The sequence below is a fragment of the Aeromonas sp. 602396 genome (genome assembly GCF_049173735.1).
In the GTDB taxonomy this organism is placed as follows: Bacteria; Pseudomonadota; Gammaproteobacteria; order Enterobacterales; family Aeromonadaceae; genus Aeromonas; species Aeromonas veronii_A.
This window is the reverse complement of sequence record NZ_JAAKSD010000002.1, coordinates 204,373-230,595: the sequence shown is the minus strand read 5'-3', so window position 1 is coordinate 230,595 and position 26,223 is coordinate 204,373. Positions and strand designations below refer to the sequence as shown.

Here is a 26,223-nt window from a genome sequence, read left to right as displayed (position 1 = left end):
TTGCTGGCGACAATCTGCATAAAAAAGCGCGGCCCTGTTGCCAGCGCCGCGCCCTTTATCGTTGTTCGTTATCTGCTGTCTGGCACAGATCTGCCTGACTACGACCCTCAGTGCTTGCGATGCCAGCGCGGTGAGGTCGCCTTCTCCCCCCAGGGGGTGATGCAGGGGAGCAGAGCCCCTTCAATCACCATCTCGCTACCCGCCAGCGCCTCGGCGATCTTCTGGTGCAACACCCGCAGTACTTTGCCCTCGTGCTCGGCCAGAGAGTGGCCCGCGGCAAAGAACTCCGGCTGATATTGCAGTGCCAGCTTCTGGGCGAATTCGTAGGTGTTGAAGCAATCCGGCATCCGCTCAACCACATCTTCAAGCCGGGCCAACAAGCTGTTCAGTTCCCTGGTCATAGTGATCTCTCCGTGTAGGTTAATAGCCAAAAACTACCCCTTATTAGATAAGCCACCAACGAGCAAACCACAAAAGTGTGGGGAGACACACAGTTCTCTCTTGCGTCTGGCTTGTGGTGAACGGCAGACAGCTTGCCAGCTTTACATTCCGGTAACAAACAGCTAGATTTAGACCGACTAATCAGTCGGTCATTTTTCATGCGGAGAACAACATGGGTGCGGCGCAGCTTCAACACACTCCTGAGGATATCCTCGCCATCAAATTGTCCCTGCCAGATCAGCTGGCAAGGCTCAAGCGGGCGAGTCTGGCTCATCCCATGCCTACCCTGGCCGAGCGCCGGGCGCAGCTGACCAAACTCAAGCAGGCGTTGCTCGCCCACAAGGGGCCGCTGTGCAAGGCGCTGGCGGCAGATTATGGTCAGCGCAGCCGCTACGACAGCCTGATCGCCGATGTGCTGCCCTGCATCATGCAGATCAACTACACCCAGAAGCGGCTCAAACGCTGGATGCAGCCCCACCGCCGTCACACCGGCCTGCTGCTGGCCCCCGCCAAAGTAGAGGTGCACTTCCAGCCGCTCGGGGTGGTCGGCATTATCGTGCCGTGGAACTTTCCGGTGATGCTGAGCCTTGGCCCCCTCATCACCGCCATCGCGGCAGGGAACCGGGCGATGCTGAAACTCTCCGAGTTCACCCCTCATACCAACGCAGTGCTGCGCACCATGCTCACCAGCGTGTTTGACGAAAACGAGATCGCCATCATCGAAGGGGATGCCCAGATGGCGGCGGCGTTCAGCTCGCTGCCGTTCGATCACCTGCTCTTTACCGGCTCAACCATGGTGGGCAAGCTGGTGATGGCCGCCGCCGCGCCCCAGCTCACCCCCCTCACCCTTGAGCTGGGCGGCAAGAGCCCCTGTCTCATCGCCCCCGACATGCCGGTCGCCACCGCGGTCGAGCGGATGATCTTCGGCAAGAGCCTCAACGCCGGGCAGATCTGCGTCGCCCCCGACTATGTGCTGCTGCCCCGTAGCGAGGTGGATAACTTTATCGCCGCCTATCGCCGCCACTTCAGCAAGCTCTACCCGCAGGGGCTCAATAGCGCCGACTACGGCGCCATCATCAACGACCGCCAGTATCAACGTCTCGTCAGCTGGCTCGATGAAGCCGAGCAGGCGGGTGCCCAGCTCCACCCCTGTGGCAGCCCGGCCCGCGACGATCAGCGTCGCCTGCTGGTGCCCCACCTGCTGACCGGGGTGCCGGGTCAGTGTCAGGTGATGCAGCAGGAGATCTTCGGGCCGCTGCTACCGCTTATCCCCTACGACACTCTGGAGGAGGCGCTCGCCTATGTTGCCGAGCGGCCCCGCCCGCTGGCCCTCTATCTGATGAGCTTCGATCCCGAGTTGCAGGCACGGGTGACCCGGGAGACCCACTCCGGCGGCATGGCGATCAACGAGAGCCTGTTTCAGGTGGCTGCCGATGATGTGCCGTTTGGCGGCATCGGCGCCTCCGGCATGGGCCACTACCACGGCCACGAGGGGTTTCTTACCTTCTCCAAGGCGAAAACCGTGCTGACCCGCGGCAAGTTCACCACCGGCTCCCTGATCCATCCGCCCTACCACAGCTGGATCCAGAAGCTGATGATGGCCTTCTTCCTGCGCTGATGGAGATGACCATGAACCAGGCTATCCCGCAGCCACAAACCATGACCGACAAGCGCCGCCAGATCCTGGATGCCGCCCTCGCCCTCTGCGCCGAAGATGGCCTGCAGGGGGCCGCCACCGCCCGTATCGCCAAGGCTGCCGGGGTGGCCAACGGCACTCTGTTCCACCACTTTCCGAGCAAGGAGGCGCTGATCCTCGCCCTCTATCAGGATGTAAAGACCCGGATGGGGAGCGCCATCCATGAAGCAGATCCCACCCTGCCGCTGTACGACCAGACCCGCCACTACTGGCAGCTGGCGATGGAGTGGATGCAGGCTAACCCCAATGAGCTCAAATTTGTGCTGGGCTTCTTTCACTCTCCGCTGCTGGCCAGACCGGCCCGCAGCCAGATCCTGAACGATGCCCTGCGCTTTCTGCCTGCCCTACTGGCAAAGGGGCAGGCCAGCGGCGAGCTGATGCAGGCTCCCGCGCCACTGTTGCTGGAGGTGTGTCAGGGCCAGTTCCTCGCCTGCGCATCACTGTTTGTCGATCAACCGGAGCTGGGAGAGGACGACTACTGGCAAGCCAGTGCGTTCGCTCTCTTCTGGTCAGCCATCTCAGGAGCCAATCCTCATGCGCCATTCCATACCAACATGGACGTTTGAACCTGCGGCAGCCCTTGGCCGCCGCCTCTGGATCACCACTCTGCTCTGGGTGGTGGGTCGCACCCTCTGCCGCGCCGCCCGCACCGATGAGGCGGTACGCCGCGAATTGGCGCCGTTGCCGGACGGGTTGGCAATCCGCCTCGAAGTGGGCGGCATCGGCTACGCCATGAACATGCACAAGCAGGGTGGGCGCTGGTATCCCAGCGCGCCAGTCGCCCCCCATGCCACCATCCATCCGCTGCGGGTGCGCTTCAAGCACCCCAATATCGCCTTTCGCGCCCTGAGCTTTCGGCTCGGGGTCAATCAGGCATTTGGCGAAAACCGGCTGCTGGTGGAGGGGGATCTGACCGTTGCCATGCATCTGGTGCGGGGACTTGAGCAGTTGCAGTCCCTGATCCTGCCCGCCTTTATCGCGCGGCCGCTGCTGCGCCACTATCCCGCCCCGACCAACAAGCTTGGCCGGGCCTGCAACATCTATCTGGGTCTGGTGACCGACTAACGCGCAAGGAGCCTTGAAATGAGCCGCTATTACGATTTTTTCTGCCCGGTCAAACTGCTGGCCGGTGAACAGGCGCTGGAGCAGCTGGCCAGCGAGCTGGCCAGCCTGGGTGCCCATCGCCCGCTGCTGCTGACCGACAAGGGGGTCAATGCCACCGGCCTTGCCACCCTGCTGGCTAATGTGCTGGCCGAGGGGGAGCTGCCGGTTGCCGCCATCTGGGACGAGATCCCGGCCGACTCTTCCACTGCCGTGGTGGAGCGGATCGCCAAACGCTACCGCGAGCTCGACTGCGACAGTCTGGTGGCGCTGGGGGGCGGCTCGGTCATCGACACCGCCAAGGCGGTCAACATTCTCACTTCCATGGGGGGGGATCATCTGCTCGACTACTCGGGCGCCGGTTGCCTGACCCGTCCCCTCAAGCCGCTGGCGGTGGTGCCCACCACGGCGGGCACAGGCTCAGAAGTGACGCTGGTGGCGGTGATCAAGGATGAGGCGAGCGGGCGCAAGGTGCCCTTCACCTCCCCCTTCCTGCTGCCCCAGCTGGCGGTGTTAGACCCGCGCCTGACCCAGGGACTGCCCCTCAATATCACCGCCGCTACCGCCATGGACGCCATGACCCACGCTATCGAGGCCTTTATCGGTACCGCCAAGAACCCGGTAAGCGATGCGCTGGCCCTGATGGCAGTGGAGAAGATCGCCAGCGCCCTGCCGCAAATCATCCACGACCCGCAAAACAAACAGCTGCGGCTGCAACTGGCGGAAGGATCCACGCTGGCTGGCATGGCATTCTCCAACTCCATGGTGGGGCTGGTGCACGCCCTCGGCCACAGTCTGGGAGCACGCTGCCATCTGCCCCATGGGCTGTGCATGAACCTCTTTTTGCCCACCGTGCTCGACTACAACCGCCCCGAGGTGGATAACGAGCTGGCCCGGCTGCTGCTGCCGCTGGTAGGAGCCGAGCGCTTTGCTGCCACCCCGGCCCATCAGCGGGCGGAGGCGACCATCACAGCCATTCGCACCCTGCGCGACACCTTGTGGCAAGCGGTCAAGCTGCCGCGCACCATGAGCGAGGCTGGGGTAAGCGATCGCTCGCTACTGACCGAGATCCGCGATCTGGCGGTCAACGACGGTGCCCTGCTGTTCAATCGCAAGGACGCCGACCGTGAGCAGTTACTCACTCTGCTGGAGCGGGCCTGGGCCTAGTGGCTAATCGGCCGCAACCTCACAAATAAACTGGAATGGCGCATCAGGATGGTGCGCCAACAATGAAAAGAGTTGATCAAAATCCTCTTGGTTCTTTTTGCTCGCGTGGTTGTGGCTATACCAAATAGCCCCCGTATCCCCCATCCACAATGAGATTCTCTTGGCCAACAACAGCCGAATTTTTCTATTTTTACCTGCCGTTTCAAACTGAACCTTGAGTTCAGGGTTGGATGCATCAGAAATCGCAATCTGCCGCTGATCTGGGCTGTTCTGACTTTGAGCCAACACCTTCCGGGTAACTTTCAACATTACCGTGTCCATTTTTACCTCTTCCGAACTTGCTGATTATTGCCACATCGATTCGTGCCAAGATAAAAGCCAGAGAGCAAGAGCTGGCTCAATAATCCTGATAACAATCGATACATCATCCACTATCTGTTCTATACCTTGGCTAACAGTTATGTTGTGCCGAGAGACCCAACTTTATGCCAGAGGTGCCCACCATGAGCGACATCATCCATCAGGCCAACCAGCAGCAGTTCATCTGTATGGTGGAGGGTAAAGAGTCGAGACTGCGCTACCGGCGGCTCGATGCCAAGACCATCGACGCCTACAGCACCTTCGTCCCCCCCGAGCTGCGGGTGCAGGGGATTGCCGATCAGCTGGCGCGTGCCTTCTTCAACTGGACTCAGGCGGAGGGGCTCACTATAGTGCCGAGCTGCCGCTACATTGATGTCTGGTTACGCCGCAATGCCAACAACTGAACCTCTGAACTCCGCCCTCGAACAGCAATTCCAAGCCAAAACAGAAGCCCTGCTGCGGGCCGATCCGCAGCGGATGGCCTGCCTGCAAGCCGCGGCCGAGCTCAATCTGCCCGACTGGGCGCTGGGAGCAGGCTTTATCCGCAACCTCATCTGGGATCACCTTCACCACAAGGCGGTGCCCACCCCGCTCAACGATATCGACCTTATCTATCTCGATAAAACCGATCCGCAAGGGCTGGCCGAGACGGCGCATGAAGCCTGGCTGGCAAAGCGGCTGCCGGATCAGCAGTGGGAAGTGCGCAATCAGGCTCGCATGCACACGCGACAGCTGGTGGTGCCGTTTGCCAGCAGCCTTGAGGCGCTGAGCCACTGGGTCGAAGTGCCCACCTGCATCGGCGTGCGCCTGAATCAGGATGGCGAGTTCGAGTGGCTTGCCCCCTACGGCTTTGCCATCAACTGGTCGCTGCAAGTGAGTGCCAACCCTAGATGTCGTCAGGACAAACAGATTTTTACCCAGCGCATCAAGGAGAAACGCTGGCAGGCTATCTGGCCTGACCTTCAGGTAAACTGGCCATAACCTGATTGCAATCTTTCGATAACCTTGGGCACACTAGGGGAAAAGCTGGTTGTAACTCAATGGGTTAAATAATGCGCGATTTCTTCTCTCTCGAACGCTGGCTACCGGGCCTCGCCGCCCTGCTGCATTACCAGCGCGCCTGGTTGATGCCAGATCTTCGCGCCGGACTCTCGGTGGCGGCAGTGGCGCTGCCCGTCGCCATCGCCTATGCCGAGCTTGCCGGGGTAGGTGCCATCGTCGGTCTCTACTCCTGCATCCTGCCCATGCTGGTCTACGCCCTGTTTGGCACCTCCCGCCAGCTGATTGTCGGCCCCGATGCCGCCACCTGTGCGGTCATCGCCGCCGTGGTGACGCCGCTAGCCGCAGGCGACCCCACCCGTCACTGGCAACTGGTGATGACCATGACCGCCATGACCGGCTTCTGGTGCCTGATTGCCAGCCGCTTCAAGCTGGGAGTGCTGGCGGACTTTCTCTCCCGCCCCATCCTGATGGGGCTGCTCAATGGTGTGGCTATCACCATCATGGTGGGCCAGCTCTCCAAGATCTTCGGCTTCACCTTCAGCGAACGTTACCTCATCGAGCGGATCGCCAGCGGGGCCACCTATATCACCCAGACCCATCTGCCGACCCTGGCCATGAGTCTGGTAGCCCTGCTCACACTGCTGCTGGCCAAGCGCTACAAACCGGCATGGCCCTCCTCCATGGTGGCCATGGTGGTGACCGCTGCGCTGGTGTGGGGCTTTAATCTCGGCCAGTTTGATATCGCCACCCTGGGGACGGTGGGCTCCGGCCTGCCCGCATTCCAGATGCCGGAATTTCCCCCCGGTCTGATGCGGGAGCTGGTGCTGCCCGCCCTTAACCTCGCCATGGTGAGCTTCGTCTCCATGATGCTGACCGCCCGCAGCTTTGCCGCCAAGAACGGCTACGAAATCGACGCAGACAAGGAGTTCCGGGCGCTCGGCATGGCCAACCTCGCCTCCGCTGTCTCTCAGGGTTTCGCCATCAGCGGCGCGGATTCGCGCACTGCGGTCAACGACGCCAACGGCGGCAAGAGCCAGCTGGTCTCCATCATCGCTGCGGCGGTGATCGCCCTCATCACCTTCTATCTGACGGCGCCGCTCAAATATATACCCACTGCCGCCCTCGGGGTGGTGCTGGTGATGGCCTCTCTGTCGCTCACCGATTTTCGCGGTCTCTGGGCCCTGCGCCACTCCGATCGATCCGCCTTCTGGCTGGCGCTGGTCACCTTTATCAGCGTGCTCACCATGGGGGTAATCCCTGGGATCACCCTCGCCGTGTTGCTGGGCTTGTTCCAGTTCCTGCGCAATGTGATGCGCCCCACCGACCAGCTGCTTGGCATGGATGACGAGGGGGTGGTGCGCACCCTGGGGGACAACGAACAGGCCAAGGCGATCCCGGGTATTCTGGTCTATCGCTTCAACTCGCCGCTCACCTACTTCAACGCTCCCTACTTCAAGCGCCGGGTGCTGGCCCTGCTGGTACAGGATCCCCGAGCCCCCAAGTGTCTGGTGATCGATGCGGTTGCCTGCTTCACCCATCAGGACATCAGCGTGATGAGCATGGTGGGGGAGCTGCACAAGGAGCTGAAACGGCGCGGCATCCATATGGTGATGGCGGGTCGCCACGGCCAGATGACCCACTGGCTAAAGCAGGCAGGCGTACGGGTGGGCGATGAGGGGATCATCCTCTGCCCCGACATGTATCAGGCGCTGCGCCTGACCCGCTGCTACCGCGAGCCGGTGTTCAAGGATGATGCGGTGGTGGAGAGCACCACAGATGCCATCCGCTCGAATTGGCCGCAGGATGATGCCCTGCCCGACTCGGCGCGCCTCACCCTGCCAAGCGAACAGGAGGCGGGCGCCACGCCTGCCTGATCCCTTGGCCTGACCCCCTGGCCGGTGCAATCCTGCACAAGGATTGCACCGGCCTTGGCCTTGGTGTTAAATGCGCCCCCAGAGGACACTCCCCCGTGCCCTCCCAGCTGTTGGACATGCCATGCAATCTCAATCCCACGCAGGCCCGGGCACGCTCTTTGCGCTGACCTGGCCGCTCTTTATCGATCTCGCCCTGCACTTTCTGACCGGTGCCCTCAACACCTTCATGGTGGGTCACGTCTCCTATCAGGGAGTGGCCGCGCTGGCGGTCGGCAATCAGGTGTTCGATCTCGCCATCACATTGTTCAGCTTCGTCAGTATCGGTACCAGCGTGGTGATCACCCAGTATCTGGGGGCGGGCGATCGGGAGAAGAGTCGGGTGGTGATCCACACCGCCATCGGCTTCAACCTGCTGATCGGTCTGGTGGCCGCCATTGGCGTGATGGCGGGGGCCAGCACCATGCTGGCGCTGATGAACCTGCCTGCCAACCTGATGAGCGACGGGACGCTTTACTTGCAGATCATCGGTCTCTGCCTGTTGCCGGAAGCGGCAGCCCTCTGTCTGGCAGCCACCCTGCGCGCTCACGGCCACACCCGTCAGGCGATGTATGTGACCCTGATCGTCAACCTCATCACCTTCGTCGGCAACCTGCTGCTGCTCTACGGCTGGTTCGGCCTGCCCCAGATGGGCGTGGCGGGGGTTGCCATCAGCACCGTGGCCGGGCGTCTGGTTGGCGTGGTGATGCTGGTCTGGCTGGTGGCCCGCAAAACCGGCATTCACCTCAAGATCCGCGACATCGTTCACCCCAGCCGGGAGATGCTGGGCAAGGTGCTCCATATCGGCCTGCCTGCCGCCGGCGAGAACCTCTCCTGGATGCTGCAGTTCATGGTAGTGACCGCTTTTGTCGGCCTGCTGGGGGACAAGGCGCTGGCAACCCAGTCCTACTTCTTCCAGATCTGCCTGTTCATCCTGCTGTTTGGCCTCTCCATCGGCCTTGGCAACGAGATCATCATCGGCCATCTGGCGGGCGCCAGACAGTTCGACCGTGCCTATCAACAGCTGCTCAAGAGCCTCAAGCTCGGGCTCGCGGTCACCTGCGTCATCGCCGTGGCGGCGGCGCTTAATGGCCGAACCATCATCAGCCTCTTTACCGATGACCCCGACATCATCACCCAGGTGGCACAGCTCTTTCTCATCAGCCTCATCCTCGAGCCAGGCCGCACCTTCAATCTGGTGGTGATCAACGCCCTGCGCGCGACGGGTGATGCCCGCTTCCCCCTCTACATGGCACTGCTCTCCATGTGGGGAATTGCCGTACCCCTTTCCTATTTCCTTGGTATCATGCAGGGCTATGGACTGGTAGGCATCTGGCTGGCGCTCGCCTGCGACGAGTGGGTTCGCGGTCTGGCCATGTTCTGGCGCTGGCGCAGTCGTCGCTGGCAAAACAAAATCCTAGTTGAAACATAAGCGGAATCAGAATGAAGAAAATCGGACTCTTGCTGACTGCCCTGCTGCTCAGCCCTCTGGCCATGGCGCAAACCGCGTCTGCAGCCCCCAAGACTCAAGCCACCATGACCTGGTATGTGGCCCCTATCGTTATCGATGAGAGCAGCGAGGCCCAGAAGGCGCTGACCAAGGATTTCATGGCCCAGATGATCAAGACCATCAAGATCAACGAGTACCAGACCGGCAAGGCGGTGGGCAACACCAAAAATCCCAAGTGGCTGATCCGCACCAAGCTGATCCCCGCCAGCAACGAGCCGCTGGTCGGCAAGAAGCACCCGCAGGGTCTCACCTACGGCAAGGGCAATCCGGCCCAGGAGATCGTCGGCGAGCTGTTGATGAACGGCACCCTGGTGGCCCACATCGGCCAGGGCTGGCGCGAGCCTATCGTCCCGGGCACGCCGGTGGCCGAAAAGCTCTCCATCGCCAACTATCGCTACGCCATCGGGGATCAGGCCAAGTCGGCGGATCTGGAGGAGCTGGCGGCCCAGATTGGCTTTGAGGCGGGCAAGGTGATCCACCGCGATGGCAAGCCGCGGCCCGAGAAGAAAAAGAAAAAAGAGCAGGCGGACGAAGATAAAGAGTAACGTTGCCTGCATCCATAAAAAGGGGCCACTCGGCCCCTTTTTTGATCCTGCACCCTCACGCCAACACTGCCCCTGTTGTGACTTGTCGCACAGTTTGGCTCACCATTCAGATTGATAAATCACTTATCTTGTTTTGATTCAACAAGTTATAAATATCCCGCCGAATACCCTAAATCATTGCCCCCAAATCCGATCAGGATCACATTTATCCCCGGCACTAAGGGGTAGCTTTGGTCTTACAGGCACAATCAAACGAAACCAAGGAGGCTCCATTACATGTTCCCAGAGTACAGAGAACTCATCTCGAAACTGAAGAGCAGTGATGTCCATTTCCAGAAGAAGTTTGACTTGCACAACGACCTGGATGCGGAGATTAGAAAGTTGGAAAAGCATCACGCCAGCGACTATAGCGCCGAGGTGAGAGATCTGAAAAAACAGAAACTCAAACTGAAAGAGGAGATATACGACATCCTCAAACAACATCCACAATAGATGCCTCGAAGAATATGCGGATAAGCAATTTATCCCCCAGCCCGGCCCACGCGCCGGGCTTTTTGTTGTTTCAGTCAATTAGTTGACACCCGAGCCTACCGATCTTGCCGGTAGTTTGTTACATTTTTTCCTTGGAATTCAGGGAATAACGGTGATGATAACATGAGCAGAAAACGATCTTTTTATCATCTCTTGCTGCTTTGCCTGTTCGCATTGAGCCACCCCCTGCAGGCTCAGGAGCCTGAACTGGAGCTGTGGCACTCCCAGCAGGCTGGTTACGTGATCGACGACGTGATCGCCCGCTTCAATCAGGAGGGGAACCACAGAGTACGGGTCACCCAGATTGAGCCGGGCAAGATCAAGGCGGATCTCCTGCTGGCAGCTCAGGCCAGGGGACTGCCCGATCTGATGCTGATCCCCTCCGATTTTATCGGCCTCTATCGCCAGATGACCCTCGCCCCCCTCCCGGCCGAGTGGTTTTCCCCCTCATTGATGGCCAGTGCCTTGCGTTATGTCACCCTGGATAGGCAACGCTGGGGCATGCCCATGATGCAGGGCAACCATCTGATGCTGTTTTACAACAAGGCGCTGGTCTCGACTCCGGTGACCCAATGGCAGCAACTGACAGCTATCACCCCGACCCTAAAGGCCAAGGGGGTCGACCCCGTCAGCTGGCCCTATCACGACATGTACTACTTCGCCGCCTTTTTACACACCTTTGGCGGCTCGCCGGTGACCGAAGGGCGCATCACCCTCGACAGCCCGGCCATGGTGCAGGCACTGGAGGCCTACCGCACCGTCGCCAGCGAACAGTGGGTCGATCCCGAGTGCGACTATGACACCGCCCTCGCCCGCTTCAATGAGGGCAAGAGCGCCTACCTCATCAATGGGGACTGGGCCTTCAACGATCTGGTGAAGAACATGGGGGATAAGCTGGGCGTTGCCCTACTGCCCCGCTGGCAAAGCCATCCCATGCACTCCATGAGCGGCGCCTACGTGATGGGAGCCTCCCGCTGGGCGATGGATGATGAGGATCGGAAACCCGTCATCAAGGCACTGATGGCCTTTATCCAGCGTCAGGATATTCAGCAGTTCATCTATCATCAGGGGGCGCTGCTGCCGGTCAATCAGCAGGCTTTTACCGCCATCAGCCGCCGTCCCACGCCTCAGGAAAAAGTGCTGCTGGAACAGTTCACCCTCAGTACCCCCATGCCCTCCGACAGCGCCATGTCCATCGCCTGGCAAGCGATGGAGAAAGGGTTCGAGCGCTTTAAAGAGGGGATCCGTGCCGCCGACACCGCCCACTATATGCAGCAGCTGGCCGATCAGCAGTACCGGCAGGTCAAAACACCATGAAACATCGCACCTTTCGGCTCGGCCCGACCCTCATCATCATCCTGTTCACCGTCGCCCTGCTGCCGGCACTGCTGGCCAGCACTGTGCTGCTGATCCGCCAGCACCAGATCATCGCCCAGAGCGAGCAGTCGCAGCTGGAGCGAGCCCTCACCAGCATGACCCGCGAGGCCCGCTTTCGCAGCGAGCTGATCGGCACCCAGCTCAATCAGCTCAGCCAGGATCGGGTACTCCACCAGGCCCTCGACAACTTTCTCTTCTCCAGCCATGCCCGGCTGGCGCTGGCCACCTTTGTCAAATCCAACAGCCTGCTCACCTCGGCCTACCTCATCGATGACAAGGGGTTGGTGGTGGAGTACATCAATGGCCAGGCCTCCCACCTCGAGTCGAGCAACCTGATGCCGCAGCTGATGGCCTGGGGCAAGACCCGCGAGGCAAAACAGGGCAAGCATCTGCTGCTGCCCGTCGATGATCCCGTGCTGGTCGACGACATGGAGCAAAACCGCAGCGGCGGGCTGGCGCTGGTAGCCCCCATCTATCGCAACCACCAGCGCGCAGGGGTGATGCAGACCCCTTCCGGCTTCGTGATGGCCATTCTCCCCTGGCGGCAGATGGCCCAGTTGCTGGAACCCTATCTCAAGGGGAGCGAATATCTGGTGATCTCCCAGGGCGAGAACCGTCTCTACGAAGGGGCTCACCAGAGCGCCAACGCCATGGATGACAGGGAGCCAAGCAAGATGGCGCAGCCCCTGGCCATTGGCTGGCCCCAGCTGGAGCAGGAGATCACCCCCACCATCATCCTCTACAGCTACAGCAATGACAGGGTCAGCGAGCTCAATAAATCCCAGCAGTTGCTGACCGTCAGCATCGCCGTTATGTTGCTGCTGGTGGCCATCGGCTGCGTCTGGCTCACCCGCTGGCTAACCCGACCGCTGCGCTCGCTGGCCGCGCTGGTGCGCAGCTATGGCAAGGGCAACTACCAGCAACGGCAGGCACCGCTGCGCTTTGTGGAGTACGACGAGGTGCGCCAGTTGCTACAGGAGATGGCCAGCACCATCTCGGATCAGGTGCGGGCGCTCTATCAACAAAATGAACAGCTGCAGCAGGCCAATAGCGAGAAAGAGGCCTTCAACCAGCGGCTGCTCGGCTTCAACGACGAACTGGAGCAAGAGGTTGCCTCGCAAACGACCGCCCTGCGCTCGGCCCTGAGCCGGGAGGAGCGCAGCCGCCATATCCTGCAATCCTGGTTGCAGTTCGGTCTGCACCAGCAGCTGGATATCGATATTGCCGAGCTGGCCAGCTCCGCCCTGTTGCAGCTCTCCCAGCTCTATCCCGGTCACCGCTGGGGGCTGGTGATCCGCCGCGATGGCCAGCCCCACTACTCCCTGACCCAGGGGGTCGATGCTCCCTTGCGGGATGCCCTGCAGGAGAAGCTGACCCAACTGATGGATGAGGAGGTCAAACACTCCGAATGCCAGTGGGATAACGCACTCTGGAAGATCATGACCCTGCCCGGCAGCCAGAGTGGCGTGCTGTTTGGCTATCTGATGGTGAGCGCCGAAGGGCTGGAGTCGGAGGACAGGGCTATCTTGCGGCTGTTTGCCAAGCAACTGGCGGTGGGCATCGAGGGGCGACTCTTTACCGATGAACTGGCACGGGTCGCCCGCACCGACAACCTCACCGGCCTGCCCAACCGCCAGGCGTTCGAAGAGATGTTCCATCACTATCAGGCTGTGCTGGCGCGCCATCCGGAGCGTCACCTCGCCCTCTTCATGCTCGACCTCAACGGCCTCAAGCGCACCAACGACCAGTATGGGCACGAGGCGGGCGACGCCCTGCTGATCCAGATGGCACGACTACTGCGCACGCTGTGCCGACAGAATGAGAGCATATTCAGAATGGGAGGAGACGAATTCGTGCTGCTGGCAGAGGCGGATCACCTCGCCTGCCAGCAGCTGGCAGGCAGGTTGGAAGCAAGCCAGCAGCACGCCATCGTGCAACATGGGGAGCATAGCTTCCCGCTGCGTTTTGCCATCGGCTGGAGCAGCAGCGACCAGACCCCGCTGGCGGAGCTGAGCCGGGTGGCGGATGACGCCATGTATGCCGACAAGGCGCGCTTCTATCAGGGGCAGCGCTAAAAACAGAGACCTCCGGCGTTGGCGAGCCTTTCGCCAACCCTCTGATTAGCTCGCAAAAATGGCGCGCAAAACTGGACGCGGTGCGGGGCATGACTAAGATAGGGGGCTCTTGATATCGCGATTTGCTAGGGAGTAGGAAATGGAGTTAGTACTTGGCCCACTGGAGGCCCGTGTCATCGGGTGTCTGATTGAAAAAGAGATCTGCACCCCGGATCAATATCCCCTCTCCCTCAATGCGCTGGTCAACGCCTGCAACCAGAAGAGCAACCGCGAGCCGGTACTGGATCTGGCCGAGCTCGATATCCGCGCCGTGGTGGACGAGCTGATCCGCCGACGCCTGGTAGTCAACACTGCCGGTTTCAATGCCCGGGTCCCCCGCTACCAGCACAGATTCTGCAACACCGAGTTTGGTGAACTGAAATTCGATGCCCAGGAGCTCGGCATCATCTGCGAGCTGCTGCTGCGCGGCCCGCAAACACCGGGGGAGCTGCGCTCGCGCACCAACCGCCTCTGCAGTTTCGATGATGTCACCGAGGTGGATGCGGTGCTGACCCAACTCATCGAGCGTGGCCCCTACGTGGTCAAGCTGCCGCGCGAGCCGGGCAAGCGCGAATCCCGCTACGCCCACCTGTTCAGCGGTGAGGTGGATATTCAGGCGATGATGAATGCCGCTCCTGCGGCTGCCTATGCCTCCCCTGCCGCCGACCGCCTGAGCGAGCTGGAGCAGGAGGTGAGCGAGCTCAAGAGTCGTCTCGCCGCCATGGAAGCGCGGCTGGCCGCACTGGATGGTCAGGGCTGATCGCCTTTACCATCGCCAATCTCTATCAGGGAGCCGGGGTTGATGTCCCCGGCTCCCTGCGTTTTTTATCGTGAGGAAGTGCCCGTGATCACCCTGATTAAAGAGTCTGACCACCAGAAGATGCCCTGGAAAAACCAGCAGGGCACAACCAGCCAGATCCTCATCTCCCCCAAGGGGAGCAGCCTTGCCAAACTCGACTTTGACTATCGACTGAGCTCGGCCCCCATCAAGAGCGCGGGCTCCTTCTCCCCCTTTCCCGGCTATCAGCGCATTTTGCTGCCGGTAAGCGGGGCTGGCTTTGTGCTCAACGGCCACCCCTACGCCACCTTCGAGGCGGCGCACTTTAGCGGCGACGAGGAGACCCACTGCGAGTTGCTGAAAAAAGAGGTGACCGATCTGGGGCTTATCTACCATCCGGCTCGCATCAGCGCCAACGTGCGGGTGCTGAACCTCCCCTTCCCGCTGACCCTGACCCTCGAGCCTGGGAAGACCTACCTCTGTCACCTGCTGAGCGGCCAGCTGACCGTGCAGGGCAAAGAGGTGGCCATCAACGAGACGCTGGTGGTGACCGGTGAAGAGAGCATTCACTTCGAATGCCAGAAGAAGACCACCATCGCCTTCTTTACCCTGCAGGCCAAATAACGCGAAAGTCGGCTGTACGCAGTCATGCCACGCCACAACAAGCGACAGATATGAAAAAGCCGGGAAATCCCGGCTTTTTCTATTGAGGCAACCGGCTCGATGCCGCTCAGCACCTTAGTTGACCTTGAAGGAGCCCTTCATCATGGCGAAGTGGCCGGGGAAGGAGCAGAAGAAGGTGAGATCCTTGCCCGCCAGACCGTCGGTCTTGAAGGTGACGCTGCTGCTCTCGCCACCGCCGATCAGCTTGGTATGCGCCAGCACGCGGGGATCATCCTTGGGCAGATAGCCGTTCTCGGCCCCGGCGCTCATCCCCGCCGTCGCCACAGTCTGATAGTCTGCGGTGCTGGACAGCACCCAGTTATGGCCCATGGCGGTCACAGGCAGCTTGCCGGTATGGTTCAGAGTGACCGTCACCTCTTTGCAGGTGGCCGGAACGCTCATCTCTTTGAGATTGTACTGCATGGCATCATTGCCTTCGATGACCAGTGCACACTCATCCGCCAGAACCGGGGCAGCCAGAGTACTCAGAAACAGCAGGGTAATCGCCTTTTTCATCATCTTCTCCTTTGATTGGCAATGGATGGCAACGACTTGGCGGATACGGTGAACGCTTCGCAAAGATGCCGTCTAAATCGACCTTCATTTTACTCAATTGTTTTCAATCGGCGATGGGTTTTGGCCAAAGCTGCGGGCTAGGTCACCAGACGGTGCTCTACTCGCCACTATCTCCCTCACGGATGGACGATACGACCCGCTCCAGCCACAGGTTCAAAAATGTTTAATTTTTTCTGCCCTTTTCCCCCCGATTGCCCCTATCAGGGCTCGCCCGGCGAGCGCCCCTTGGCTAAGCTAGCGCCCCGATATGAACCTTCTCCAGATGAGAGCGCCGGATGATTGCGATGACCCCCGTGGCGGCCCTGCGCGGCCTGCTGCTAACCCTGCTGCTGGCGCTGACCGGCTGCCAGCCTACCCCGCCAGCCCAGACCCGTATTCAGGGCAAGACCATGGGCACCTACTATGTGGTAACCCTGAGCGATAGCTACCCGGGTGGGGAGCCCGCCCTCAAAAGCGATGTTGAGAGCCTGCTGGCCCGGATGAACAAGGAGATCTCCACCTACGATCCGGGTTCGCTCATCTCCCGTTTCAATCAGGGGCCCGCCAATATCCCGTTCGCCATCCCGCCCGCCATGGCCATCATAGTCCAACAGGGGATGGATGCCGGTAAACTGACCAACGGCAAGCTGGATGTGACCGTGGGGCCTCTGGTCAATCTGTGGGGCTTTGGCCCGGACAAACGGCCGGTCAAGCGACCCGATGAGGCGGCCATCGCCGCCGCCCGCCACAAGGTGGGCATCGACAAGCTGACCCTGACCCCGCAAGGGGATCACTTCCTGCTCGAAAAAACGATCCCGGATCTCTATCTCGACCTATCCACTCTGGGCGAAGGGGCGGCATCGGATGAAATCGCCGCCCTGCTCGAGAGCAAGGGGGTACACAACTACCTGATCGAAGTGGCCGGTGCAGTGCGCAGCAAGGGCCACAACAGCAAGGGTTCACCGTGGAGAGTGGCCATCGTCGAACCTTCCGATCAGCCGGGAGCGTTTTCCGATATCGTCATCCCCAACGGTATGGCGCTCAGCACCGCAGGCAGCTATCGCAACTACTACGAGCTGGATGGCCAGCGTTACTCCCATATCATCGATCCTGCCACCGGCCAGCCGGTCACCCACAAGCTGGTCTCCGCCAGCGTGATCACCCCGACCGCGCTTGAGGCTGACGCCCTCGATACCGCGCTGATGGTGATGGGGCCCGAAGCGGGTATGGCATTTGCCAAACAGCACAAGCTGGCGGTCTATCTCATCATCAAGACCGAACAGGGGTTCAAGGCCAAGTACACGCCCCAATTCGCCCACTATCTGGCGAAGCAACCGACAGAAAAGCACTGATAAACAGAAGGCCCCGATAACGGGGCCTTCTCATTACGGTTGATGATGAACTTGTCACGGGCTATTCGATGGTCACCCGGTGAGGGGCTGGCGTTTCCACCTGCTTGGGCAGTTGCAACGTGAGGATACCGTTCTCGAACCTGGCGCTGACCTTGTCCAGCGCCACCTCGACCGGCAACTCCAGAGTGCGTGAAACACTGCCAAAATAGCGTTCACTGCGCAGTGTTCGCTCATCCTTGTTCTGGCTGTCAAACTGGCGGATCTCCGCTTTCAGCGTCACCTGTTTACCATGGATATCCACATGGATGTCCTCTTTGGCAACCCCCGGCAACTCGGCTTGCAGCACATAGTTGCCATCACTCTCCTTCAAATCCAGCCTGATCTGGCTCGGCAAGGGGTCCCCGTGCAAGGGGCGAATATAGAAGCCGGACGCCATATCGCGAAACAGGTCATCGAACAGACTGGTACGGCTTGGTAGCAAACTCATCTCTGATCCCTCCGTGATTCATGGACTGACAGAGGCAGGCCCTGATACCTGCCTGATGGGGCCTATATGTGACCGAGGCTTGTCTTTGCCCCCTCTATCAGTCTAAAAAGTGTGCCGCGTGCTGCCACCCCATCTGAGCTTTATTTGATATGGATCAACCACATCGCCCTGGCCACCAGGCACAGAGCGTGACATGGAAACTGAAAGTTGCGTGACAAAAGCACATTGATTGCCACTTGACACGCTTTGGTGGCACACTTTCTCCCATCAACCCGTAGCGCCTCGACCCAGAACAATGCAGACACCGGAAAACGCGTCAGAAAAGAAGAGCCCTGCCAAGCCCCAACGCATTCTGATGGTCAATGAGCAGCGCTCGTTTCAGGTGATGATGAAGGCGATGCTGATCAATCTGGGTATCAGCAACATTACCTACTCCAATACCGCCGAGGATGCACGGCGTCGCTGCCAGAAGGGCAGCTTCGACATCTATCTCATCGATTACGATCTCGGGGTCGGCGAAAATGGCCGCCAGTTGCTGGAGAGTCTGCGTGACCAGAGCCTGATCCCGCCCCAGAGCGTGGTGATAATGGTGAGCAGCGACAGCTCCCGCGCCATGGTGCTGAGTGCGCTGGAGGCCGAGCCCGACGAGTACCTGATGAAGCCCTTCTCCCAGGAGCAGTTCTCGTTTCGCCTCAGACGCGCCCTCGCCCGGCGTCATGCCCTGGCACCGGTATTCACCGCCCTGGCCGACAACAACTTCCAGGCTCTCATTACCGCCTGTGCCGAGCGAGCCGATGCGGTGCCCCGTTTTGCCAACTACTGCCGCTGCTTGCAGGCCGATACCCACCTCAAGTTGGGTGAAGCACAGGAGGCTCGCGCCTTGATGCGCCAGCTGCTGGCCGGCCAGGAGAACAGCTGGGCCCGCCTGACGCTGGGCAAGGCGTGCAACACTCTGGGGCTCCATGAAGAGGCGGTCAGCCATCTGCAGGCGACCCTCAAAAATACCCCGCTGATGGTGGAAGCTCACCTCTGGCTGGCGGAATCCCAACTCGCCCTCGGCAATGACGAGCAGGCGCAGCAGGAGCTCAGGCGGGCGGTGGACATCTCCCCCCAGTCGGTGCAACTCTCCCGCCGACTGGCGGAGGTGTGCCTGCTGCGCCACGACTATGCCCAGGCCAAGGATGTGTTGCTGTCGCTGATCGACCTGTCCCGCAACTCCATTCACCGCACCCCCCACTATCTGGGGGCCTATATCCAGACCCTGACCCTCTACGCCCTCAACAGCAACGACAGCTACCACATCGCCAACCTGCAAAAGCAGGTCAATTCTGCCCTGTCGCGCATCCGCGATTCGCTGATGATGTCGGAGTTCAACTACCCGGTGTTCGAGCAGATCTGTCAGGCTCGGGTACAGATCGCGCTGGGCGAGCTGCTCAAGGGCAAGAAGATGCTCTATCGCGCCAACCAGAACTGGCTCGACGAACCGGCCACCATGCCCCCCGCCCTGCTTGGCGAAACCATCCTCGCCCTCTACCAGCTCGGCGAGTTTGAGTACGCCGAGAGCCTGCAGAGCCTGCTGGCGGAGGACGAAGACCGGCTGCTCACCACCTGTATTCAGGCAACCCGGGATGACAAGACGGTACTGGAGCGGCGTCAGCGCTACCAGCAGCTCAACGATCTGGGGATCAAGGCCTATCAGGCCGGGGAGCTTGAACAGGCACTCGGTCACTTCCGCGAGGCCCTGCGCCGCGCGCCCGCCAATACCGGTGCCGCCCTCAACAAGATCCAGGTGTTGCTGCAACTGATGCAGAAAAACCGCAAGAGCCCGGAGTTTGGTGCCGAATGCAAGGAGACCCTGGAGGTGCTCGACGGCATCCCCCTCAACCCGGCCCAGCAGGAGCGTTTTCGCAAGCTGCGCCAGGAGTTCAACCAGTTCAGCTAAGACGCCGCCGTGCCCCCTTTTCCCCGCCTATGCTGAAACCAGTTCGGCAATGCGAGGGAAACGAAGATGGCGATGTGTCGTTATCTGGTGGCCGATGGCCGCCACTGCAGTGAAGAGGCTGGCGAGCACGATCTCTGCCACTGGCATGATCCCCACCATACCCATCAGGAAGCCCACACCGCCGAGGCGCTTGAACAGTACGTTCGCGCTGGCGGACTCTGCCACGGCCTGCAGCTGTCACGGGCCAATCTGGCGGGCCTCAATCTGGTCAACAAGGAGTCCGATCAGGGATTTTTGCTGGAGCAGTGCAACCTCTATCGCGCCAACCTGCGCGGTGGTCACCTCTACGGCCTGCGCATGAAGGGCGGCAGCCTGATGAAAGCCGATCTCAGTGATGCCAACCTCCAGTGCGCCACCCTCGATGACGTCAACCTGCTCGGCATCCGCTGGCACAACACCCGGCTCGACAACATGCAGACCGGCAAACGGGTGATGCAGGATCGCAAGGGGCGCCGCGAACGGGATCCCAAACAGGCGCGCATCTGGTTCAAGGAGGCGGAAGAGACCTACCGGGATCTGCGCAAAGCCTCCGAGGCGCAGGGGATCTTCACCATGTCCGGCAACTATATCCAGCAGGAGCTCACCATGCGCCGCCTGCAACTGCCGTTCTGGTCGACCCAGCGTTTTACCTCCTGGGTGGTCGATCTCTTCTGCGGCTATGGCGAGGCCCCGATGAGGGTGGTGCTCTTCTCTCTGCTGCTCATCTTTATCTGCAGCATTTTTTACTTCTTCTGCGGCCTCAACTTCGCGGGTAACTACCTTATCTATCGACCAGAGGCGCCCCTTGAAGAGAACGCCATCTTCCTGCTCGAATGCCTCTACTACAGCGTGGTCACCTTCACCACGTTGGGGTACGGCGACTTCACTCCGGTCGGGCTCTCCAGGATCTTTGCCGCCTTCGAAGCCTTTACCGGCAGCTTCACGCTGGCGCTGTTTGTGGTGGTATTCGTCAAAAAGATGACCCGCTGACGCCTCTCCCTGCCAAGCGGGTCGGCCACTGGTGCTGACCCGCGCCCCGAACTTGCATCCACCGCCGATTCCTAGTCCAATAGCCACTTATAAAAATGACATGAGCATCCCGGACATGAAGATCATCTCTTTCAATATCAACGGCCTGCGCGCCCGCCTGCACCAGCTGCAAGCCATCATCGACAAGCACCAACCCGATGTGATCGGCCTGCAGGAGATCAAGGTGCACGATGAAGCCTTCCCGCTGGCCGATGTGGAGGCCATGGGCTATCACGTGGAGTTTCACGGCCAGAAGGCCCACTACGGGGTGGCCATCATGAGCAAGCAGAAGCCGGTCAAGGTGGAGAAAGGCTTCCCCACCGATGATGAAGAGGCCCAGCGCCGGATGATCATGGCCACCTTCGAACGTGAAGACGGCTCTCTCATCAAGGTGATGAACGGCTACTTCCCGCAGGGTGAAAGTCAGGATCACGAGACCAAGTTCCCGGCCAAGCAGAAGTTCTACGAGGATCTGCAGCACTACCTCGAGATCAACCACACCCCGGACGACCAGCTGGTGCTGATCGGGGATATGAATATCTCCCCCACCGATCTCGACATCGGCATCGGCGAGGCGAACCGCAAACGCTGGCTGCGGGATGGCAAGTGCTCCTTCCTGCCCATCGAGCGCGAATGGATGGAGCGACTGAAAGGGTTCGGCCTGACCGACACCTTCCGCGCCGCCAATCCCACCGAGTGCGAGCGTTTCTCCTGGTTTGACTACCGCTCCAAGGGCTTTGACGAGAACCGCGGCCTGCGCATCGACCTCATCATGGCCTCGGACGCCCTCAAGGACAGCGTGACCGAGACTGGTATCGACTACGAGCTGCGCGGCATCGAGAAACCCTCCGACCACGCCCCCATCTGGGCCTGCTTCGCCTGACACGGCGCAAGATTAACCGATGAGCCGCGACGAATTCGTAAACTGTGAAGCGGCTCGCGGTTGCCTGCGATAAAAGGGCGTAAAAACCTCATCCAGACAAGGTGCCTTATGGCACCTTATTTTTTGCAGCAAGGAGTGGCTGGCGTGATACGGTTACGAAGAGCCCGGGCCCGGGATGAACATCCCCGAAGCCCCCCGCCCAAATCGGAAAAGTCAGACTTTTTTCGTCAATCGGCAACCCTAATTGCCACTTTGAGAAGGTTGTGTTCAAGGTTGCCGCCCTATCATCTCCCATTCCAATCATAAATAAGTTGTTTTTTTAATCATGAAGTTAATGATGTGTATGGAGAAACATGCTGAACGCAGCAGCCGAAATCGATCCAACAGGAGTGTGATGATGAAGGTGCCCAATGCAGGAAGAGAGGTTTACAAACGCAGCTTGCTGACCCTGGCGCTGATCAGTGGTCTGAGCGCCTGTGGCGGCGAGACGACCCAGACGGCACAGAGCATGCCCGCCGTCCCTGTGGTGGTCGCCGAGGTCAAGCTGACCGATGTGCCGCTCACCACCGAGATGGTGGGAGAGACCGCCGGTTTTCGCGAGATCGATGTGCGCTCCCGGGTCAGTGGCATCCTGCTCAAGCGCACTTATGTAGAAGGCCAACCGGTTACCGCCGGCCAGCAACTGTTCCTGATCGACCCCGAGCCCTACAAGGTGGCGCTGGAGCAGGCCAAAGGCACCCTGGCCCAGGAGCAGGCCAGACTCAACAAGGCTCGCGCCGATCGGGATCGCATCATTCCCCTCTTCAAGCGCCAGGTGGTAAGCCGCAAGGACTATGACGACACCATCGCCAACTATGAAGCGGCCATCGCCAGCCATCAGGCCGCTCAGGCCAAGGTGAAGGAGGCCGAGCTCAACCTCAGCTATACCAAGGTCACTGCCCCCATCAACGGCATGGCGAGCAAGAGCTCCCAGTCCGAGGGGAGCCTTATCTCCACCAGTGGCGACAACGGCCTGCTCACTACCATCACCCAGTTTGATCCGCTCTACGTCAACTTCTCCTACTCGGAGCAGGATCGCCTCGATTTCGAGAACTCGGTCAAGAGAGGGACCATTGAAGCCAAGGACGCCACCAACTGGCGCACCCATATCCGCCTGGCCGATGGTTCTGTCTACCCACAAGCGGGCAAGCTCAACTTCTCCGACAACCGGGTCGATCCCCAGACCGGCACCATCCGTGCCCGCGCCATCTTCGATAACAAGGACGGCGTGCTGCTGCCCGGCCAGTTTGTCCGTATGACCATCGATCTGGGCACCCGCAAGAATGCCATAGTGGTGCCGCCCCGCGCTATCGTCCAGTCCCAGGCTGACCGCATGGTGATGGTGGTCGATGCCGAGAACAAGGTGATCCCCCGTCCGGTCAAACTGGGCCCGGTGGTCTCCGAGGGGGTGCTGATCGACAGCGGCCTCAATGCCGGTGACCGTTACATCGTCGAAGGCTTGATGAAGGCTCGCCCCGGCAGCGTGGTGAAACCTGTCTCTGCCGACGAGATGAAAGCCATCACCGCCAAGATGGTCAGCCACTCAGCGGCCAAGTAAGGAGCTCGTATGTTTTCCAGGTTTTTTATCGAGCGTCCCATCTTCGCCAGCGTGATTTCCATCATTATCGTGCTGGGCGGATTGGCGGCAATGCGCTCGCTTCCCATCGAGCAGTACCCCCAGATCACCCCGCCGGTGGTCTCGGTGACCGCTTTCTATCCGGGGGCCACTCCGGAGGTGATCTCCCAGACTGTCGCCGCACCGCTGGAGCAGCAGATCAACGGCGTCGAGCGGATGATCTATATGCAATCGGGTTCGGCCTCCAACGGCCAGATGAACCTCAACGTCTACTTCGAGATCGGCACAGATCCGGATCAGGCCACCATCAACGTCAACAACCGGGTATCGGCCGCCATGGCCCAGCTGCCGGAAGAGGTGAAAAAGCAGGGGGTAACGGTCAAGAAGAAATCGACCTCCATCCTGCAGGTGGTCACCCTCCAGTCGCCGAACGGCTCGTTTGATACCACCTATCTGTCAAACTATGCCCTGCTCAACATCATCGACGAGCTCAAGCGGATTCCCGGCATCGGTGATACCACTCTGTTTGGCGGTACCGACTATGCGATGCGCATCTGGTTGCGGCCGGATCGACTGGCCCAGCTCGAACTCACCCCGAGTGATGTGATTAGCGCCATCCGCGAGCAGAACACCCAGTTTGCGGCAGGCAAGATCGGCGCTCAGCCCACCTCGACCCCCATCGACTTCACCTACACGGTGCAGACCAAGGGTCGCCTTGAAGATGTGAAAGAGTTCCAGAACATCATAGTTCGCTCCATGCCCGATGGCTCCAAGATCCGGGTCCGCGATGTCGCCCGGGTCGAGCTGGGGGGCAAGGATTATGATCTGGTGGCCCGCGCCAACGGCAAACCGGCCATCGGTATCGCTACCTATCTGCAGCCCGGTGCCAACGCCGTAGCAGTCGCCGATGCGGTGCACACCACCATGGAGCGGCTCAAGGAGCGCTTTCCGCAGGATATCGAGTACCAGATCCCCTACGACACCACAGAGTTTGTGAAGATCTCCATCGAAGAGGTGGTACACACCCTGTTCGAGGCGATCGTGCTGGTGTTCGTGGTAGTCTACCTGTTCCTGCAGAACTTCCGCGCCACCCTGATCCCCTGTATCGCGGTGCCAGTGTCGCTCATCGGGACCTTCGCCGGCATGCTGGTGCTCGGTTTCTCCATCAACCTGCTGACCCTGTTCGGCATGGTGCTCGCCATCGGTATCGTGGTGGATGACGCCATCGTGGTGCTCGAGAACGTCGAGCGGATCATGAGCGAGAAGAAATGTTCGCCCAAAGAGGCTGCCATCCTCGCCATGCAGGAGGTCTCAGGTCCGGTGGTCGCCATCGTGCTGGTGCTTTGCGCCGTGTTCCTGCCGGTCGCCTTTATGGGTGGCATGACAGGGGTGATGTACAAGCAGTTCGCCATCACGGTCGCGGTCTCGGTGGCCATCTCCGGTCTGGTGGCTCTGACTCTCTCTCCGGCCTTGTGCGCCGTGTTGCTGAAAGAGGGACATCACAAACCGGCCCGTTTCTTCGTCTGGTTCAACGATAAATTTGACCAGCTGACCCGCGGCTATGTACGGGGTGTGGCCTTCCTGAACCGTCGGGTGGGGGTCGCTTTTGCCATCATCGCCGTACTGCTGCTCTCCATCTACGGTCTCTTCCTGAAAGTGCCGGGCGAGCTGGTACCGAACGAAGATCAGGGCTACCTCATCTCCGCCGTCATGCTGCCGGATGCCGCCGCCATGAGCCGGACACAGGCAGTGGCGGATCAGTTCGACAAGCTCGCCATGGCCAATCCCAATGTGAAGGATGTGATCACTTTCTCGGGCTTCGACATCCTCTCCAACGCCATCATCAGCAACAGCGGTCTCACCTTCATTACCCTGAAGGACTGGAGCGAGCGCAAGGGGACAGGCCAGGACTCCTTCGAGCTGGCCAAAACTCTGCAGGGGATGAGCCTGATGGGGCTGGCTGACGGCTTTGTTGCCTCCTTCAACCCGCCCCCCATCCAGGGAATGTCCACCACCGGCGGACTGGAAGGCTACCTGCAAAACCGGGGTTCCGGCAGTGCCCAGGAGTTTTCGGGCGAAGTACAGCGCTTCCTCGCCGCCGCCAAGGAGCGCCCCGAGTTTGCCAGTGTCACAACCACATTCCGTGCCAATGTGCCGCAGGTCTATCTCGACCTGGATCGCGAGAAAGCCAAGGCGCTGGGGCTGCCGATCAATGCGGTGTTCGACACCATGCAGGCCACCTTCGGTCAGGTCTATGTCAACGACTTCAACCAGTTTGGCCGAACCTACCGGGTACAGTTGCAGTCCGAAGCGGACTACCGCGCCAAGAAGAGCGATATCCGCAACGTCTACGTGCGCTCCAACACCGGCGAGATGATCCCGCTCAGCAGCCTGGTGACGGTCCGTGATGCCACTGGCCCCGAGCTGGTAGAGCGTTTCAACATCTTCCAGGCAGCCAAGATCATGGCACAGCCGGCACCCGGCTACAGTTCGGGTCAGGCGATCGCCGCACTGGAAGAGGTGGCCAACAGTACCCTTGGCAACGATGCCAAGCTGGAGTGGACCGGTTCCGCCTATCAGGAGAAGGCCTCTGCCGGTAGCGCAGGCATGGCGTTCGGCTTCGGTATTGTGATGATCTTCCTCATCCTGGCAGCCCAGTACGAACGCTGGAGCCTGCCGTTTGCGGTGATCACAGCCGTACCGTTCGCCCTGTTCGGCGCCCTGCTGGCCACCTGGCTGGTAGGACTCACCAACAACGTCTACTTCCAGATCGGGCTGGTGACCCTGGTGGGTCTTGCCGCCAAGAACGCCATACTGATTGTGGAGTTCGCGGTGATGAAGCACGAAGAGGGGATGAGCCTCATCGAGTCGGCACTGGAGGCGGCGCGCCTGCGTTTCCGTCCCATCGTGATGACCTCGCTGGCCTTCATCCTCGGCTGTGTGCCGCTGGTCACCTCCAGCGGCGCTGGTGCCGCAAGCCGTCACGCTCTCGGCTGGCCGGTGATCGGCGGCATGCTGGCGGCCACCTTTATCGCCATCTTCTTTATCCCGCTCTTCTTCCGCCTCATCATGAAAGGGTCGGAAAAGCGCGCCAAGCCGTAACGCTCTCCACGGGCGTTCCACCGA

Annotated in this window: 24 protein-coding genes; 20 read left to right on the top strand and 4 right to left on the bottom strand. The window is 60.4% G+C overall.

Annotation, left to right across the window (positions count from 1 at the left end):
• Positions 1-107: 107 nt before the first annotated feature.
• Positions 108-401, bottom strand: coding sequence for a hypothetical protein (locus G5229_RS04695; protein WP_069555456.1), 294 nt, complete (start codon positions 399-401; stop codon positions 108-110).
• Positions 402-613: 212 nt separating this feature from the next.
• Here G5229_RS04695 and G5229_RS04690 point away from each other — a divergent pair, with 212 nt between their 5' ends.
• The 4 genes from G5229_RS04690 to G5229_RS04675 are packed head-to-tail and all read left to right on the top strand — an operon-like array spanning position 614 to position 4,405.
• Positions 614-2,059: a coniferyl aldehyde dehydrogenase gene (locus G5229_RS04690; RefSeq protein WP_421208686.1), complete on the top strand. Its 1,446-nt coding sequence runs from the start codon at positions 614-616 to the stop codon at positions 2,057-2,059.
• Between the two features lie 11 nt (positions 2,060-2,070).
• The gene (locus G5229_RS04685; RefSeq protein ID WP_139401472.1) at positions 2,071-2,703 is read left to right on the top strand and encodes a TetR/AcrR family transcriptional regulator; all 633 of its coding nucleotides are present in this window, start codon (positions 2,071-2,073) and stop codon (positions 2,701-2,703) included.
• Positions 2,672-3,202, top strand: a complete 531-nt coding sequence (locus G5229_RS04680; RefSeq protein WP_421208685.1) for a hypothetical protein — start codon at positions 2,672-2,674, stop codon at positions 3,200-3,202. Before G5229_RS04685 ends, G5229_RS04680 begins: the two co-directional genes overlap by 32 nt.
• Positions 3,203-3,220: 18 nt before the next feature.
• Entirely contained in the window at positions 3,221-4,405 is a 1,185-nt protein-coding gene (locus G5229_RS04675) for an iron-containing alcohol dehydrogenase (RefSeq protein WP_421208683.1), read from the top strand.
• Between the two features lie 3 nt (positions 4,406-4,408).
• On the opposite strand, the gene G5229_RS04670 is transcribed toward G5229_RS04675, so the two are convergent.
• Positions 4,409-4,714: a hypothetical protein gene (locus G5229_RS04670; RefSeq protein WP_124928964.1), complete on the bottom strand. Its 306-nt coding sequence runs from the start codon at positions 4,712-4,714 to the stop codon at positions 4,409-4,411.
• A gap of 194 nt (positions 4,715-4,908) precedes the next feature.
• Between G5229_RS04670 and G5229_RS04665 the strand changes: the two genes are divergently transcribed.
• From G5229_RS04665 to G5229_RS04620, 10 genes are all read left to right on the top strand, one after another.
• Entirely contained in the window at positions 4,909-5,169 is a 261-nt protein-coding gene (locus tag G5229_RS04665) for a GNAT family N-acetyltransferase (protein ID WP_005337747.1), read from the top strand.
• A complete protein-coding gene (locus tag G5229_RS04660; protein WP_139433521.1) occupies positions 5,156-5,746 on the top strand; it encodes a nucleotidyltransferase family protein in 591 nt (196 codons plus the stop codon). The genes G5229_RS04665 and G5229_RS04660 overlap by 14 nt, the downstream gene beginning before the upstream one ends.
• Before the next feature lie 71 nt (positions 5,747-5,817).
• On the top strand, positions 5,818-7,641 hold the full coding sequence (locus tag G5229_RS04655; RefSeq protein WP_021230679.1) for a SulP family inorganic anion transporter: 1,824 nt from the start codon (positions 5,818-5,820) through the stop codon (positions 7,639-7,641).
• Positions 7,642-7,762: 121 nt separating this feature from the next.
• Positions 7,763-9,109, top strand: coding sequence for an MATE family efflux transporter (locus G5229_RS04650; RefSeq protein ID WP_330124832.1), 1,347 nt, complete (start codon positions 7,763-7,765; stop codon positions 9,107-9,109).
• An 11-nt stretch (positions 9,110-9,120) separates the two neighbouring features.
• A complete protein-coding gene (locus tag G5229_RS04645) occupies positions 9,121-9,732 on the top strand; it encodes a hypothetical protein (protein WP_421208679.1) in 612 nt (203 codons plus the stop codon).
• Positions 9,733-10,008: 276 nt separating this feature from the next.
• Positions 10,009-10,224: a YdcH family protein gene (locus G5229_RS04640; protein ID WP_005337763.1), complete on the top strand. Its 216-nt coding sequence runs from the start codon at positions 10,009-10,011 to the stop codon at positions 10,222-10,224.
• A 162-nt stretch (positions 10,225-10,386) separates the two neighbouring features.
• Complete coding sequence (locus tag G5229_RS04635; RefSeq protein WP_421208677.1) at positions 10,387-11,580, top strand: sugar ABC transporter substrate-binding protein; 1,194 nt, start codon at positions 10,387-10,389, stop codon at positions 11,578-11,580.
• Entirely contained in the window at positions 11,577-13,715 is a 2,139-nt protein-coding gene (locus tag G5229_RS04630) for a diguanylate cyclase domain-containing protein (RefSeq protein ID WP_421208675.1), read from the top strand. Before G5229_RS04635 ends, G5229_RS04630 begins: the two co-directional genes overlap by 4 nt.
• 139 nt (positions 13,716-13,854) lie before the next feature.
• Complete coding sequence (locus G5229_RS04625; protein ID WP_421208673.1) at positions 13,855-14,514, top strand: YceH family protein; 660 nt, start codon at positions 13,855-13,857, stop codon at positions 14,512-14,514.
• 84 nt (positions 14,515-14,598) lie between these two features.
• Positions 14,599-15,156, top strand: coding sequence for a HutD family protein (locus G5229_RS04620; protein WP_421208672.1), 558 nt, complete (start codon positions 14,599-14,601; stop codon positions 15,154-15,156).
• A gap of 114 nt (positions 15,157-15,270) precedes the next feature.
• On the opposite strand, the gene azu is transcribed toward G5229_RS04620, so the two are convergent.
• A complete protein-coding gene (azu, locus tag G5229_RS04615; protein WP_227343020.1) occupies positions 15,271-15,711 on the bottom strand; it encodes an azurin in 441 nt (146 codons plus the stop codon).
• A 335-nt stretch (positions 15,712-16,046) separates the two neighbouring features.
• On the opposite strand from azu, the gene G5229_RS04610 reads away from it, so the two are divergent.
• Positions 16,047-17,102: an FAD:protein FMN transferase gene (locus G5229_RS04610; protein WP_421208671.1), complete on the top strand. Its 1,056-nt coding sequence runs from the start codon at positions 16,047-16,049 to the stop codon at positions 17,100-17,102.
• A gap of 61 nt (positions 17,103-17,163) precedes the next feature.
• Here G5229_RS04610 and G5229_RS04605 read toward each other — a convergent pair whose 3' ends face one another.
• The gene (locus G5229_RS04605; protein ID WP_103250619.1) at positions 17,164-17,589 is read right to left on the bottom strand and encodes an Hsp20/alpha crystallin family protein; all 426 of its coding nucleotides are present in this window, start codon (positions 17,587-17,589) and stop codon (positions 17,164-17,166) included.
• 295 nt (positions 17,590-17,884) lie between these two features.
• Between G5229_RS04605 and G5229_RS04600 the strand changes: the two genes are divergently transcribed.
• The 5 genes from G5229_RS04600 to G5229_RS04580 all read left to right on the top strand — a co-directional run bounded on the left by G5229_RS04600 (position 17,885) and on the right by G5229_RS04580 (position 26,199).
• Positions 17,885-19,531, top strand: coding sequence for a tetratricopeptide repeat protein (locus tag G5229_RS04600; protein WP_421208669.1), 1,647 nt, complete (start codon positions 17,885-17,887; stop codon positions 19,529-19,531).
• A 66-nt stretch (positions 19,532-19,597) separates the two neighbouring features.
• Entirely contained in the window at positions 19,598-20,560 is a 963-nt protein-coding gene (locus tag G5229_RS04595; RefSeq protein ID WP_201937181.1) for an ion channel, read from the top strand.
• Between the two features lie 115 nt (positions 20,561-20,675).
• A complete protein-coding gene (gene xthA, locus G5229_RS04590) occupies positions 20,676-21,482 on the top strand; it encodes an exodeoxyribonuclease III (protein ID WP_416014157.1) in 807 nt (268 codons plus the stop codon).
• Between the two features lie 397 nt (positions 21,483-21,879).
• Complete coding sequence (locus G5229_RS04585) at positions 21,880-23,079, top strand: efflux RND transporter periplasmic adaptor subunit (RefSeq protein ID WP_421208753.1); 1,200 nt, start codon at positions 21,880-21,882, stop codon at positions 23,077-23,079.
• Positions 23,080-23,088: 9 nt separating this feature from the next.
• On the top strand, positions 23,089-26,199 hold the full coding sequence (locus G5229_RS04580) for an efflux RND transporter permease subunit (protein ID WP_421171806.1): 3,111 nt from the start codon (positions 23,089-23,091) through the stop codon (positions 26,197-26,199).
• Positions 26,200-26,223 lie beyond the last annotated feature (24 nt).

What these genes read in the sequence shown, in the direction of transcription:
- G5229_RS04695 (WP_069555456.1), bottom strand. Translation starts at nt 401, where the DNA reads ATGACCAGGGAACTGAACAGCTTGTTGGCCCGGCTTGAAGATGTGGTT.
- G5229_RS04690 (WP_421208686.1), top strand. Translation starts at nt 614, where the DNA reads ATGGGTGCGGCGCAGCTTCAACACACTCCTGAGGATATCCTCGCCATC.
- G5229_RS04685 (WP_139401472.1), top strand. Translation starts at nt 2,071, where the DNA reads ATGAACCAGGCTATCCCGCAGCCACAAACCATGACCGACAAGCGCCGC.
- G5229_RS04680 (WP_421208685.1), top strand. Translation starts at nt 2,672, where the DNA reads ATGCGCCATTCCATACCAACATGGACGTTTGAACCTGCGGCAGCCCTT.
- G5229_RS04675 (WP_421208683.1), top strand. Translation starts at nt 3,221, where the DNA reads ATGAGCCGCTATTACGATTTTTTCTGCCCGGTCAAACTGCTGGCCGGT.
- G5229_RS04670 (WP_124928964.1), bottom strand. Translation starts at nt 4,714, where the DNA reads ATGTTGAAAGTTACCCGGAAGGTGTTGGCTCAAAGTCAGAACAGCCCA.
- G5229_RS04665 (WP_005337747.1), top strand. Translation starts at nt 4,909, where the DNA reads ATGAGCGACATCATCCATCAGGCCAACCAGCAGCAGTTCATCTGTATG.
- G5229_RS04660 (WP_139433521.1), top strand. Translation starts at nt 5,156, where the DNA reads ATGCCAACAACTGAACCTCTGAACTCCGCCCTCGAACAGCAATTCCAA.
- G5229_RS04655 (WP_021230679.1), top strand. Translation starts at nt 5,818, where the DNA reads ATGCGCGATTTCTTCTCTCTCGAACGCTGGCTACCGGGCCTCGCCGCC.
- G5229_RS04650 (WP_330124832.1), top strand. Translation starts at nt 7,763, where the DNA reads ATGCAATCTCAATCCCACGCAGGCCCGGGCACGCTCTTTGCGCTGACC.
- G5229_RS04645 (WP_421208679.1), top strand. Translation starts at nt 9,121, where the DNA reads ATGAAGAAAATCGGACTCTTGCTGACTGCCCTGCTGCTCAGCCCTCTG.
- G5229_RS04640 (WP_005337763.1), top strand. Translation starts at nt 10,009, where the DNA reads ATGTTCCCAGAGTACAGAGAACTCATCTCGAAACTGAAGAGCAGTGAT.
- G5229_RS04635 (WP_421208677.1), top strand. Translation starts at nt 10,387, where the DNA reads ATGAGCAGAAAACGATCTTTTTATCATCTCTTGCTGCTTTGCCTGTTC.
- G5229_RS04630 (WP_421208675.1), top strand. Translation starts at nt 11,577, where the DNA reads ATGAAACATCGCACCTTTCGGCTCGGCCCGACCCTCATCATCATCCTG.
- G5229_RS04625 (WP_421208673.1), top strand. Translation starts at nt 13,855, where the DNA reads ATGGAGTTAGTACTTGGCCCACTGGAGGCCCGTGTCATCGGGTGTCTG.
- azu (WP_227343020.1), bottom strand. Translation starts at nt 15,711, where the DNA reads ATGAAAAAGGCGATTACCCTGCTGTTTCTGAGTACTCTGGCTGCCCCG.
- G5229_RS04610 (WP_421208671.1), top strand. Translation starts at nt 16,047, where the DNA reads ATGATTGCGATGACCCCCGTGGCGGCCCTGCGCGGCCTGCTGCTAACC.
- G5229_RS04605 (WP_103250619.1), bottom strand. Translation starts at nt 17,589, where the DNA reads ATGAGTTTGCTACCAAGCCGTACCAGTCTGTTCGATGACCTGTTTCGC.
- G5229_RS04600 (WP_421208669.1), top strand. Translation starts at nt 17,885, where the DNA reads ATGCAGACACCGGAAAACGCGTCAGAAAAGAAGAGCCCTGCCAAGCCC.
- G5229_RS04595 (WP_201937181.1), top strand. Translation starts at nt 19,598, where the DNA reads ATGGCGATGTGTCGTTATCTGGTGGCCGATGGCCGCCACTGCAGTGAA.
- xthA (WP_416014157.1), top strand. Translation starts at nt 20,676, where the DNA reads ATGAAGATCATCTCTTTCAATATCAACGGCCTGCGCGCCCGCCTGCAC.
- G5229_RS04585 (WP_421208753.1), top strand. Translation starts at nt 21,880, where the DNA reads ATGAAGGTGCCCAATGCAGGAAGAGAGGTTTACAAACGCAGCTTGCTG.
- G5229_RS04580 (WP_421171806.1), top strand. Translation starts at nt 23,089, where the DNA reads ATGTTTTCCAGGTTTTTTATCGAGCGTCCCATCTTCGCCAGCGTGATT.